General features: G+C 36.7%; 5 protein-coding genes. 3 read left to right on the plus strand and 2 right to left on the minus strand.

Going from position 1 to position 14,937, the window contains the following annotated elements:
* Positions 1–14: 14 nt before the first annotated feature.
* Positions 15–11,996, minus strand: a complete 11,982-nt coding sequence (locus GN105_RS08835) for a T9SS type B sorting domain-containing protein (RefSeq protein ID WP_155285042.1) — start codon at positions 11,994–11,996, stop codon at positions 15–17.
* Positions 11,997–12,373: 377 nt separating this feature from the next.
* Here GN105_RS08835 and pncB point away from each other — a divergent pair, with 377 nt between their 5' ends.
* From pncB to GN105_RS08850, 3 genes are read left to right on the plus strand one after another with little or no spacing between them, the layout of a single operon-like run.
* Entirely contained in the window at positions 12,374–13,561 is a 1,188-nt protein-coding gene (gene pncB, locus GN105_RS08840; protein ID WP_155285043.1) for a nicotinate phosphoribosyltransferase, read from the plus strand.
* Positions 13,562–13,566: 5 nt separating this feature from the next.
* The gene (locus GN105_RS08845; protein ID WP_155285044.1) at positions 13,567–13,797 is read left to right on the plus strand and encodes a hypothetical protein; all 231 of its coding nucleotides are present in this window, start codon (positions 13,567–13,569) and stop codon (positions 13,795–13,797) included.
* A gap of 33 nt (positions 13,798–13,830) precedes the next feature.
* The gene (locus GN105_RS08850; RefSeq protein WP_155285045.1) at positions 13,831–14,367 is read left to right on the plus strand and encodes a DUF8465 domain-containing protein; all 537 of its coding nucleotides are present in this window, start codon (positions 13,831–13,833) and stop codon (positions 14,365–14,367) included.
* A gap of 80 nt (positions 14,368–14,447) precedes the next feature.
* Here GN105_RS08850 and GN105_RS08855 read toward each other — a convergent pair whose 3' ends face one another.
* Entirely contained in the window at positions 14,448–14,822 is a 375-nt protein-coding gene (locus GN105_RS08855) for a DUF1573 domain-containing protein (RefSeq protein WP_095896629.1), read from the minus strand.
* Positions 14,823–14,937: the final 115 nt, after the last annotated feature.

A 14,937-nucleotide genomic window follows, 5' to 3' on the forward strand; every position in this document is an offset into this window, starting at 1 on the left:
TGCTTTTAAAGAGTTTATCTGTACAAAGTAAAGTTCCCGTGGAATTTACGTGAATCGATATTGCTATTCAAATCGATAATGTACCAATAATCACCACTTGGAAGTTCTCTCTTTTCATACGTTCCGTCCCACGCTTCACCTTGGGAAAGGGTTTTGAGTTTTCTTCCGTATCTATCATAAATATAGATTCTGATATAAGGATAACTTTCAGCATATTTAGGCTTCCAAGTATCGTTTATGCCATCTCCATCAGGAGTGAAGAAATTCGGAATAGTAATATCGAAATATTCTTCTTTTATGACTTTTGTACTTGAACAACCAGCCGAGTCATATACAACCACATTAATCACTTTATATCGTTTTCCGTTGATGATTTCTTCCGGATCGGTAAATTTCAATTGGTAAACCCCGTTTTCTCCTTGATTTTGACCGTTAAACACATAAGTGTATGGCTGAACTCCATCTTTCCCTTTAACCTCAATTGTATTTATTGCCGTATTTGGAACTACTTGTACCTCACCTAATTGCAATGTTTTCTCAATGAGAATAGGTTCTGTTAATGCATATACACACTCTACCGGAAGTCTGGTTTCTACATCAACATCATTATAGTAGATTGTTAATGTTTGTGTACCCGTTAAGTTCTCAAATACATTTTCATCAATATATCCAATGTTATCGGTGTGTCTGGAGAATGTTCTCTTAGCTCCCGTACCTAATTGATAGCTTAACTTGTCGAAATTCATATTACTTCTGAACTTCACTTCAATCCAAGTTTTGAACACGTTCGATTCACAAGTTCCTTCTTGAGTTGCCTTTGATGTAAGGTCAGGTACTTCCTTCACTTCAAATTTATATGTTGGCGATAAAGTACATCCTCTGGCATCTGTGATTCTTATTTCGTATTCACCAACTCCTAACATTGCCGGCACTCGGAAATTAGGGTCTGCCGCTGTAACATTCTGTGTATGTATGCTCACAACAGCATCAGTTCTCAGAAGTTCTGCTACATAAGGAGCTGTTCCTCCTTGTATTTCCACATTAATCCAAGCTGTTTTCTCAGCATAACAAACCGTTAATTCTGCTCCTGTTCTTGTTACAGACATCGGAGTTGCATCGACAATGGTTAATGTTCCTACCGTGAAGTCACAATCCCAAGCATCTGTTACAATTACCGTATATGTATCCGGAGGAAGATTTGTAAACACCGTTGATGATTGTGTAATTGATGTGTTCGTACCTTGCAGAACATAATTATAAGTTCCTGCACCTGAACCTCCTGACACGTCACTTATTGTAATAACCGCATCGTTTGCTCCCGGACAAGTTATTTCTTGTGTAATGGTAGCCGTAGCCGTAACAGGAGTAGGATGCGTAAGCGTTACCGTCGTTATATTCGGTTGCACACAGCCCGAATCATCTGTAACTGAAACATTGTATGCCAATGAACCTGAAACCGGATCGGATTTTAATCCTATAAATAGGAACTGTCCGCTATTATTTGTAATATCTCCTCCTGTTTTGGTTTGATTTACCGTACCATCGGCAGAGGTTAAAACTACCTGATACGGAGCTTTTCCACCATTGACCGTAACCATAACTTCTCCTTTGTTATTCAAGCAAGTAACTCCGAAAGTTTCATTTGCCATAGCAGAAATAGGATGTTCATTTTGTGTAATTTCAAATGAAGTCACCGCTCTACAACCATTTCTGATAGAAACTGCCTCTACTTGATACTTACCTGCCAACAATCCTGTAACAGTTTCTGTTGTTCTGTTATTTACCGTTCCGTTTTTAGTTGAGCCTGCAGATGGAGCAATCGGGCTTATCACGTACGTAAATCCGTCAGTTGCTTGGTCGCCATCTGTAAGTCTCGTATCAGTAAATGTCAATGTAATTTCTCCATCCGAACCATTGTGACACTTCACGTTTACCGAATTTGTTGCAGTAAGTATAAAGGTTTCCGGAGAATGAACATCGTATGATGTTTTTACTTCACAATCCGTATCCCTATTAACCGCCACAATAGTATAATTTCCTACCGGCAAACTAAATGTTTCTCTCAATGAATTTGACGTTTTTGTTGTATGTACTGCTTCACTACCGTTTTGATTACGTTTTATTACGGTATAAACAATCGACTCGTTATTGTAAGGTGTTCCTGTAACCAACTCTACTGTAATATCTTGCAGATTTGTGTTACAATCTATTGTTTTATTTGTTGTTACTGTTACCTTGTTTAGTATCAATGCAGGAGCAACATTTTCATTAGAAGAAACTACTGAACATCCGTTTGCATCATACACTTTTACATTGTATGCCTTTTGAGCAGTTAGATGTTGTGGCAACTGATACGTGTAAATCGTTTTGCCCGTTGTTACTATCTGCGTACTTAAAGCTGCTGCCACACCCACTTCATAAAATTCTATACGAGTATAAGTTTGTGTTCCACCACTCACTTTACCCAAATCAAAACTTAAAATAGGTAATGTTGGTAAATTTGTGTTAGCCACACATTGATACTTATCAAATTTCAGAGCGTCTGGTGCAATAGCCAATTCGCTTGGTGATGTAATTGTAGCCGTTGTTGTCGCAACACAATTTTTGACAGATGTAGCCTCTATCGTGTAAACAATTCCCGCATCGCTACTCGGCAGATTATCGAATACAGCATAATCGTTTCCTGAAGTTGCAGGAATGATGTTTACAGTTGTTCCATTTGATGCTATTATTTTGAATGTAAACGGAGCCTCAGTATTTGGTTTAGCTTGAACACGTAGTGAACCTGTTCCACCAAAACAACTTGGGTTAGTAACACTTACTACTTCTATTTGAGGCTGTACCGGAGCATCAACTTCAATTTCTTTTGTTATATAACATTTTTTGTTCGTTGTATCATACAGACGTACTCTGTACTTGCCTGCTCCATTAGCTGTTGTTATGGTATGCGTTCCTGCCGCAACCGCCGCAGATGGAACTATTGGTACTACGTACTCATTTCCTTGCTCATCTATATCGTATATTTTATCTAACTTGTATTCATAGCCACCAGAACCTCCTTTTATATCAGAAAGAACTATTTTTACCTCATTTGTTCCACAAGTCATTGGCAATGAACTTATCTTGTAACTCATTGGCAGCGGCACATCTACTGTTCCAGTTACTTTGCAATCATTTCCATCTTTCAGTTCAATTGTGTAAGTGTTTCCTGCTGCTAAACGTATTGGCAAAGCAAACGAAATAATTCCTTGAGCTATAGAAATATCAGTCCAAGTAGATACAACTGTTGTTCCCATAAGTACACGATAACTATGTTGCCCCGTTCCTACTTTTGAAAGATTCAATCGTACTGCAAAGCTGGTGTTATCAGCACAAGGGTCTTCAATTTCAATTGAATTTATGGCAGGCTGACTATCCATACCAACTGTAATCGGCGAGGTAGCTTTGATACATCCTGAAGCATCTCTCACCAATACAATCCACTGTCCTGCAGCAACTTTCTTAGATGAGGTATCAGTTGAAGTATCTAATAAAGTTTCTAAAGCAGAAGAACCGATAATTGGAGTCGGAGTTGCTAAATTATGATAGTAATACTTATACGGAGCCACACCATCACGTACATCTACTGAAATTTTTCCGTTACCTCCTTTACAATTGTCATTGCTTGCTGTTGGATTCTCGACAATTAATTCTGTCAACGACTTATTGATAACAAACGGTTTTGAGGCTTTTTTACAACCTGTTTCTTTCTCCGTAAACACGACATAATACTTATTAGCTGGCAAGCCCGTAATTTCTATATTCATAGGTGTTGCCACAGGCACAGAGCCTTTGAACGTAGTAGGTTTGTTATCTGAATATGTATATACCTCATAATCAATAATTGTAGTTGAATTATCCCAATCTGTCAGCGTAAAGTTTACTTTTCCATCATTAGCGTCGTGACAAGTAGTTGATTTAGGAGTAGGTTCAGAAATTTTTAATTTCGACTGAGCTGGAGGAACTTCGCCAGCTTCTTCTATGATATAACATTTTGTTGTATTATCATATACTATAAACTTATATGTCGCTCCCGGAATCAAATCACGCAATGTAGCAGTTACTCCTTCTACTTGAACTCCTAAATGGTTTGTTAAGTTTCCTTTAGTTCCTTTATACCAAATTGTTCCACCTACGTTCCAAGTATCTCCAGTAGCAGGAGGCGTTCCCGTAGGAGGCATCAATCCAAGTGTGTACACTGCAAACCAGTGAGAACCAGCCGCGATAGACTCTCCTCCTGCATTATATGCAGATACTGTAATCGAAGCCGTTGCACAACCCGCAGTAATTCCTGTTACAGAAGCAATAAGCCTATCAGATGTCGCTGCTATGTTAAATTCGCCTTTGGTTTTACATCCGTTAGCGTCTGTAATTACATAGGTATAATCGTGCGGAATTAATCCTTCTTTTCTTACAATTTTTCCAATTGATATGTTGGATTCCGTGTGTATAGCGTTTGCGTGAACTACATCTTTGTATCTTATCTCAATACTAAACGGAGCTGTTCCGCCATTATCAAACTGTATCGCCACGGAACCTAAATCCATTCCCTGTCCGGCATTACAATGTACTTCTTTTGGTGTAACAGTTACATTCAATGCAGGATTCTCTGTAATAGTTACAGAAATCGGCTCAGAGAAACATCCTCCTGCATCCTTAATAGTAAGAGTGTAAGTACCTGCTTTTAACCCTGTAATATTTCCTACGGAATGTGTAGTTGTAGCTGTCCCGTCAAACAATAGCAATTCATAAGGGCTTTGTCCTCCTTCAATATTATCTGCTGAAATATTTATTTTTCCTGATGCAACACCTCCACAAGTTATGTTTGTAGAAGTTACCTCTCCTTTGAATTTCGGTTTTATTATTTTAACATCTCGTTTCAAGCTGGTTGCCAAACAGTACTCACCTGCTTCATATTCGTATCTTACTCTAAAATAATAAGTTCCTTCTTCAGTAGTTGAAAAAACTGCAGAACCGGCTGTTGTTGTGATGGTAATTCCAGGTGCATTTCCGCTGTTGAACGTGGTTCCGTCGTTGCTCCACAAGAATTCTTTCACTTTATTTGGATCGCCACCCGTAGCTTTCAAATTATAAACAGATTTACTTGCTTGATGACAAGTTAAGTGCTCAGTTGGTCCTTCCACATTCAATCGTAATGGTTCATAAACCTCTGCAGAAATCTGTTGCCTACAATTCAAGTCATCTACCACCGTAAAGGTGTGAACTCCTACCGGCAGATTTTCAAACACAAAGTAAGCTCCATTAGTAAACGGACTTGGATAGAAATCTCTGCCATTTTGGCTAAATCTATAATTTCCGTTACCGTTTGTTACAGTTACTTGAATCCTTCCTGTATCTCCTCCAATAGAACAAGCCTCAAGGTTTTCAGTTTCCAATGTTAAAGGCAATTTATCTGCCACTTCCAATGTTGAAGTAGCGATACATCCGTTAGCATCAGTTACTTCTACTTCATACGTTCCCGCTGATATTGTGCTAAATATTGCCTCATTATTTACCGCCGGCTGAGTAGTTGCTCCTATTTTAAAACTTTGATAAGGTTTTGTACCTCCGGTTGCTGTTACTTTCACTTCGGCATTAGCATTATCACAACTTACCCTTCTGAGCAATGTTGTTGTAATTGAAATCGTTTCAGGAGCATTAATAATATAGTTAACTTCTGCAACACAACTATGGTCGGTATCTTTTCTGACATAAACCACACCATTGGTTGTCGCAGGCAAATCATTAATAACAGCTGAATCTTCTGAAGTAGAAACTGGCGTAACAGTCAAAGCCGTCCAATTTACATTATCACTTGAATATGAAAGATTTGCTCCATTTCGGTTTTCTATTCTCAAGTTGAGTTTTCCTAAATTACCGCATTTTGCATCTTCAGGGGTTCCCGTAATTTTGAAAGCTTTGTTTTCCTCAACCGAAACTGATTGACTTTCAAGTCTTACATCACAAAGTTTGGTGTCTTGCCAAATTACGATATCATCAACTGCCAAATCACTTCCAGCCTGAGCCGATGTGCTTTCTTTACTGCGAATTTCAAAAATCAACTGGCTTGATGTGATAGATGCCGCATTGAAGGTTACTGATTTTGACTCCCAAGTTCCCGTTGCCAGAATTTGTCCCAAACCGATTCTTTGGATTTCAGTTCCTCCCATTGCATTTAAGATTACCAAATCAATATTTGGATTTTTTCCTCCTGAATAAGTAGGAGACAATAAATTATGTAATTTCAAACTTACTTTAAGGTCAGTACCTTGAACTACATCTTTTATCTCTTTTCTGTAGATAATTCCTAAATTTCCTTGATTAGAATTCGCATTTACAGCCAAATAACGACCATTTGCCACTGCAGAGGCATCTGTTGGCGTAGGGCTTATCCACTCGGTTCTTCCTTGTACTTGTTTTGTGATTACGTACTGATTGCTCTCAAGAACTTCATTTGGCTTGCAAGTCATATAAGTTACCGAATTATCGCAAGTATCATCTCCCTGACCAAAGTCTTCCTTAAACAGATAATTAGGCATGGTCGCTAACGAACTTCCTGGTCTGTAATGAACAAAAACTGAGTAATTTCCGATAGGAAGAGTGAAAACATTTGTTTTCTTTCTTTCACTAATTGTATTTCCTACTACTTCATACTCATAATCACCTGCCGGGGTTGCTGTTATGGTAAACGTTCCTTGTCCACTACAGTTATATTCTACATTGCTTACAGAAACTGTTGGTGGCACTAAAGGAGCAATATTGACATCTATTTCAAGCGGACAACCATTACTATCTTTCACATACACTTTGCCAGAACCACTCAAATACAACACATTCGATGTTCCATAATCAACTCCATTAGAACTATATACATATCCTGTTCCAGAACCTCCACTTACGTTATTAACGTGTACTTTGTATTTTCTTGGAGTATTCATATCACAAGATTCATCCTCAACAACTCCTGCAAATGCTTTTAACGTATTCTCATTTTCATATATTTGAATTGGATTGATGTACTGACATATCTTTATTCCGCTTTTCTTGATACTTATTTCCAACTCATATTTTCCTGCCGTTAGTCCGTCATAGAAGCCGGTTGCATTTGGCGTGTAAGTTTCTACTCGATTTCCCGCTGCATCCAACTTATGAAGTTCCGTAATAATGTTTTGTAATCTTGAATTAAAATTAACAGAAATTTGTCCTGAATTAGGAGCGAAACCACAAACAATATCCTTAGTATTAATTGTATAGCCATCTATTCCTTCCGGATAAATATCTATTTTTGGCGTTTCAGCATAAGCTCCATTAGCGTCTTTAGTTACAAAAATATACTCTCCTGGTTGCGTGATGTTTATCTCTTTCTCAATAAAACTTTGTCCATCAGGGATTGTAGCTATATTGAATTCTGAAGCAGGAATAGAGGCATAATCTGCATATTTCTGTACTCCATTGATTTTCCATATAGCAAATTCATACGGAGATCTTCCTCCTTGAACTTCAAAAAGAACATTTAATTTGTTACAATCCGTCCACGCCTTTGGAGTTGCCGTAGCGGTCAGTTCGGTTTGTTTTTCTATTTTCGCCGTAAGAATTGTTGAACAATTCGCTAAATTCGGAGAGGTAACCTCAACTGTATAAGTACCTGGTTCTGAAATTCCTGTAATTCTGTAATCGTGCGAACCTGTGGCTTTGTTAATTCCGTTGACTATCTGCCCGGCAGCATCTCTCAAAGTATATTGATAAGTGATGCCTTCTGTTACCATTCTGACAGTGAAATTACCTGGTTGATAATTTGTTATATGCCCCACCGGCTGAACGATTTCCCCCGCCAAAGTATTGATATATACATCAAAATAATAGTAAGCCTCACAACCATTGCTCGAAGTTACTTTCAATCGGTATTTTCCTTGTGTATTGGCAGTGAATGTATTACCTACTCCGTTTGCATCAATACGCCAATCACCTCCGTAATCAGGACATTTACTATTGGTACTTGTTCCGTTATAGCGTTGCCATTCTAATTTTGTGTCGATGAAATTTACTTTGATGGTTCTTGACGGTTCGTTACACAATATGAAGTGGCTTGTCCATCTTCCGTCTGCTCCACAAATTGCACCTCCATTGGCTTGAGCTTTGATTAAATCCGCATCAGATGCATCGTGTTCTCTGAATTTGATTATTTCCTTGCTAACCAACGTAGTACCATCACAGTTTTTAATTTTTTCAACGGTATAAACCCCAGGACTTGTTGCCAAATGTTTGTGAAATGTTGATGTTGGTATTAACGCTCCATCAAGATACCATTTGTACGAATCAAATCCTTCTGTAGCAGTTAATTCCAAAGAAGAACCGGCACAGAAAAGCTCTGAACGCTCGTTGTTCTCTGTGGAAATAATTATCGTGCTTGTAGCTGTTTTTATTTGTTTGGGAATCAAACAGTCTTTATTACCTCCCTCATATTCAAACACATAATTAGTGGATAGGAAATTCATACAGGGTTTTCCTATTTCTGAATAGTCACCATTGACAGTCAGTGGAATATAAATTTTACGTTCCTCGCTGTTTCCTCTCAAAGTTTCTTTAGGTAACACAAAAGTATATGTCCTATCTTGTTTAGTGTACGTAGGTACATAGTTACCCACCGAAGCTTCTGTCAAAACAGGCTCGCCTATCATCACATAAGGATTATCTGAAAATTTAATTGTCAGTGTAGAGGTTGTAATATTCTCTTGACCAATATTTTTATATTCTATCCTATATTGAAACTGTTGATTTAAAGCTAAATCTCGAGTAAGAACATTACCTGTTCCATCAATATATGAAGCATCCACGTTCAAATTCAATGCGTTAGATTTCACTATAACATTAAATGTACAAGTACTTGTATTACCCGAAGCATCTGTGAAAACATAAGTTACTGTGTGCGTTCCAATATCGAAACGGTCACCGCTTTTATGTGTTTGCGTATGTGTCCAAGTACAATTATCTGTGGCTGTGATTGTTTCCCAATTAACAATAGCAGAGCAAGTCCCCTCAGCAGCATTGACTACAATGGGAGTTGCAGGACAACCAATAATTTCCGGTGCTGTCTTGTCTGGTTCTATGGTAATTGTGTTTTCTAAAACTCCTTCTAATTTGGTTCCCGGACATATCCCTTCCAACGATTTGATTTTATATTTAGCTCGGAATGTGGTTGTTGACGAAATAGTTTGTTTAACCGTTTTTCCTGTACCTATACTTGGAAGAATTTCGTTACCATCAGCATTTACCATAAACCACTCAATATCAAACAACTGTTCAGAACCTCCAAAAATAAGCGTAACTTCTCCTCCCAAACACGGATCAAAATCTCCTAAAGTATATCTCATTCTTGGATTTGCATAATTACTTGCTTTTACGGTTACGTTGTTGTACCATTTCCCACAAGTATGCTCTGTTTCAACAACATAGTCCCCATCTGAAACATTAGAAAAGACGTGTGATGTTGCCCCAGAACCTTTCTCGTAAGTTTTCGAAATCACTTTACCCGTAGCATCTTTCAGCCTGAAAGTAAGTGGATATCGAATATCTTCAGGATTTTTTATTCCTATGGCTACCAATCCATTACCATTGGTTCTATCGCAATATGTTGCTGAAACATCGGTTTGTAACGGATTGGTTTCTCTGATTTTAAACTCGTGATAATTAGTAATAAAACGTGCCATTCCTCGTTGCCAAGGCTGAGCATTACCTCTAATAACATTTATAAAATCTGGCATTTTGGTAAAACCATCCACTCCATATTGATCAAGAGAACCTCCTGCATTATCTTTATCTATTACATAATAGCCCTGAGCACCCCACTTTAATATTTCAGCTTTCGCATAAATCATATTGGTTACAAACAATCGATATTCACCCGGTGGCAAATTATTGAATGTTCCTGTTCTTGATCTGAAACCTGGCTGTCCTCCTACCGAGCTCCAAGTACCATTAGAATTTTTTCTTTGTATTCCAACAGACAAATAAGGCATTGCTCCTTTATGAATCATTGCCAGATCAAAAGAAACATTACCAAATCTGCATTCTTGGTCTACTTCAATAAAGTCTCCATCATATTTCACAGGATATCTGAAATTTATAAGTCTTGTTCTGCTATCACCACAAGCATCGCTAAATGTAACATTATATTCGCCAGCTGGAAAATCTCCTATAATAACGTAATTTTTAGGATTTATTGCAGGATTTGTAGGATCATTAATTACCTCTTCTATTGGGAAATTAATAGTTCGCTCGTATGTTCCCGTTCCATCCAAAGGCAAAGAAGTACTAAACGTTTTTGAAGTACTACCATCTGCAGGCATAATTGTCATTTTGGCAGGAAAAACAAACTTATTACTTGAAAGATAAAGACGAAGTGAAACTGTATTCTCATACACACCTCGATTCATTTCAAATCCATCAAAAATATAATCCAAGTAATGCTTATTTGGATCTTTTACAACATAAGTCATCCTTGAAATTTCGTGACAAGAATTAGGTGGGGTTCCAACAGAAGAATTATTCTTATATGTTACTTTGTACCAACCATTTCCAGAGTTTATTTCTATATTAGTTCTGTCCTTAATATTAACACCCCCTGAAGCTTGTGTAATCCTTGTCCAGTGAGCTGGGTTATTGATATCAGGAGTTCCTGTTACGGATGCTTTATACACCTCATAATAATATCCTACCTCACCAGCATTTGCCTGATCTTCTGTTAACCATTCTCCCAAATTCTGATACCATTCATATTTGGCATAAACAGCTGGATTATTAGTATCTGCTTCATTTTCAAACTGACGCCACATCCAATTTACCCCCGTATTGATTTTTAGTTGATTACCACAAGCTACTTGCGATTGGTTAATCAACCATACAGGCACTTGATTACGAACCACTGGCGGACTTTTAGGATGTTGAAAATAAGGATTCATACTTTGAGCATCCAATGTAAACTTCTCTCTGATGGTATTCAAAGCTCCTTCTATAACTAATTCTACCTTATCTCCAATATTAAAATTCCAACCACTATAGAAAGACATCCCTTCACTGATTTTACCATCAGCAAAAGTATGTGATATATCCTCTTCGTGCCCAGTGGTTAAATTTCGAATAATGGCTCTGCCCGTCTGTCTTAAAAAATTAATATTCTGACTATCATACGGCTTTCCGTCTTTTCTTCGTACCTGTATCCAAAATTGATACTTACACTGATCATTTATTCGAATGCGAGAGCTGGCTCCTTCTTTGTATATCTCAAATCTTAATTCTGTATCTACCGGTGAGGGAATTCTAATAGGTTCTTTACGCACTTCCCCACAGTCAGGCCTGTTGTTTGCTAAATCCTCAACAACAATTACTACATTTCCTGTTTTTATCGGTGTTGTTGCATTCCCTTGAAAAATAACAGCCGCATTCGATGTAGATTTTGCTATTTGTTGTGGAGGTATTGGTGGATTCAAAGGTGAACCATCAGGATTTACGATACTAACTTTAAAAGGACCTATTCCTCCATTAGGTCTGATTTCAAACTGTATTTTCCCGTCATTTCCAGCAAGAGAAGGAGCTGTAATTTTCGGAGAAGTTATGTTTATATTTTTGTACGTAGAAGTAACCTGAACTGCTTTGGAAGTTGAACGAGTTGAGTTACTTTGATTTATAAGAGTAACCGTATAAGTACCCGCCTTTAGGTTTGTAAATGTGTAACTTCCGTTTGCATCCAAAAGAGGAACACTTGGCAACCCAATTTGGTTAGGCTCTATTAATTCCACGGCAAATGTACCCTTACAACCATCAGGAACTTTTACAGTTAGCGTTGCATCTGAAAGACACAATCCTGACTTTGTTGTTGTGGTAAAATTCTCGAAACATTGTTGCCCTTTAACTACCAATGTGGTAATCAAAAATGTGAAAACAAATAAAAACTTTTTCATCCTTTGATTGTTTATTATAGAATTAGTATAGTAATCTCCAACGTACAAAAGTATTTAATAATTTATTATTCACAAAATATAACATTTTTCTCTCAAAAAAGAAATCACAAATATCCACCATTAATACAACTATTCAAACAAAAACATAAATCATTAATTATCAACAACATTCATAAAAAAAGTATTATTAAATTCATACTTTTCTAAATATTATATATCGTTTTTTCAGGAAATGTTTTAACTAAATTATCTATTTTATTTAACAAAACAACCTTCCTTTTTAACATCATAGAATAATGAAACAGCTATAATCTTTTTGCTTTTATAAATTCTTTTCATATCTTTGCTTTATGTTTAACATTCTTTATTAGAACACTATGTCACACGAAAATCAGCGAATTTTTAATTCCATTTTAGATAATGATTTTTATAAGTTTACGATGCAATGTGCTGTTTTGAAATTATTTCCTAACACAAAAGGTCGTTACAAATTTATAAATCGAGGAAAACACGAGTTTCCCGAAGGTTTTGCCCAAGCGATGCAGCAGGCGGTGAATGATATGGCTCATTTAAAACTCACAAAGGATGAAAAAGAATTTTTAACGGTTAATTGCCCCTACTTAAATCCGGCTTATATTGACTTTTTGGGAGGATATCGTTACGACCCTAATGAAGTAAAAATCAAACAAAATGGAAGTGATATAGAAGTTGAAGTTGAAGGTCTTTGGTATCGTACTATTTTGTGGGAAGTGCCTCTGCTTGCGATGATTAGCGAACTTTATTACAAACTAACCAAAGCTAAGCAATGGACGGACGAGCAAATTATGGAAAACACCATTGAAAAGGTAAGACTTTACGAAGAATTTGGTGTTGTTTTTGCTGAATTTGGCACTCGACGAAGACATTCTTACCACGTACACGACATCGTAATGCGAACACTGACAAAATCAAAAAAATATATTTTTTCGGGCTCAAGCAACGTACATATGGCGATGAAATATCAAGTAAAGCCCATCGGAACACACGCCCACGAATGGTTTATGTTCCACGCTGCCGAGTACGGTTACAAAATGTCCAACGCTATGTCATTAGAACATTGGGTTGATGTATATCGAGGAGACTTAGGGATCGCTCTTTCAGACACTTACACAACAGATGTTTTCTTCAAGCAATTTGATAAAAAATTCAGCAAACTTTTCGATGGTGTTCGTCACGATAGTGGTGACCCGATTGTTTTTGCAGAAAAAACAATAAATCATTATAAAAAATTAGGAATCAATCCATTATCAAAATACATCATCTTTTCAGACGGATTAAACACCGAAAAAGTGAAGTTAATCACAGAAGCGTGTAAAGGCAAAATAGGAATTTCATTTGGTATCGGAACCAATTTAACTAATGATGTAGGTTTGCGACCAATGAATATTGTTATGAAATTAACGGAAGTTTTAACCAGTGACAATGAGTGGGTTCCGACTGTAAAATTATCTGACGAACCTAACAAACACACTGGCGAACCACGAATGATTGAACTTGCAAAAGAAATTTTAAGAATTAGTAACTAAAAAGTATGAAACCTGCCTACATTTACATAATTCTCGGAGTTTTAGTAGCTTCACTTCGTTTTTGGTTCAAACAGTATGACCAATTTTTACTAATTGGAGGAATGATGTTGCTGATGATTGGTATTTATTCCATTTCAAAATCATTACCTCCAAAAAGAGAAGAAGATTTTCAAGAGAGAATCTTTCCAAAAGAAGAGGAGAATAACACAGAGGAGAAAGAAAAAACAGAGAATTAATTATTTTTCATCTAAGATTTTTGCATCAAAAAAATGGAAATTGATGATTTAGTAGAAGTTATAGACGACACCATTCAGGGCAAAATAGTTAAAATCAACAAAGACAAAATAACTATTTTAACTCGGGAAGGGTTCGAACTTTCATTTGACAAATCGGAAGTAGTAAAAATCGAAAAGGAAAATAACCTGAAAATTAACTTCTTTGATTTGGATAATGATTCTCTTCTTAAAAACGCCGAAAAAAAGAAAAAAGTCATTTCCAAAAAAGAGAAAAAAATCCCTCCGATGGAAGTTGATTTGCATATTCATCAATTGGTAGCTTCTACCAAAAATATGACTAATCACGAAATGCTTACACTTCAAATTGAAACCGCCCGAAAGCAATTAGAGTTTGCCATCGAAAAACGAATACAACGCGTCGTTTTTATTCACGGTGTGGGCGAAGGCGTTCTGCGTACCGAATTGGAATATCTCTTAGGGCGATATAATGTAAAATTCTACGATGCCGAATACAGCAAGTATGGGGTTGGTGCAACAGAAGTTTATATTTTTCAAAATAATAAAGAATAATTGAAATAAATTCATAAAAAAGAAATAAGCCACCTTTTTACGATGGCTTATTTCTCATTAAATATAAAATAGTTATGGATTTATTGCTGCACTTCTCCTCTAATTCTCAATGCTTTAACAGGATTTTGTTTTGCATTAGAGGTAACCGTTACTGTTTTACTGATAGGTCCAACACGTTTTGTATCGTATTTCACCTCAATTTTTCCTTTTGCTCCAGGAGCGATTGGTTCTTTCGTCCAAGAAGGCACTGTACAACCACAACTTGACGCAACATTTGTAATTACAAGCGGAGCTTTTCCGGTATTTGTAAATTCAAAAACTCGAACTCCATCACTTCCTACTTTTATTTTTCCGTAATCAATTTCTTCAGTTTTGAAAGTGATCTCGGCAGTTTCTTGTGCGTAAGAAATCAACCCGAATGTAGCTACAAATAAAAATGTTAAAAACTTTTTCATGGTATAAAAATTAAATTAGTTTTATATTCTTTTTCATATACTCTCAACAATTATGCCAACTTTAGGTTTTCATCGTTAAGATTTTTCTAAATCCTACTTAAAGATTTTCAAATGT

Origin of the sequence: Capnocytophaga felis (genome assembly GCF_009684755.1) — a bacterium.
Taxonomy (GTDB): Bacteria; Bacteroidota; Bacteroidia; order Flavobacteriales; family Flavobacteriaceae; genus Capnocytophaga; species Capnocytophaga felis.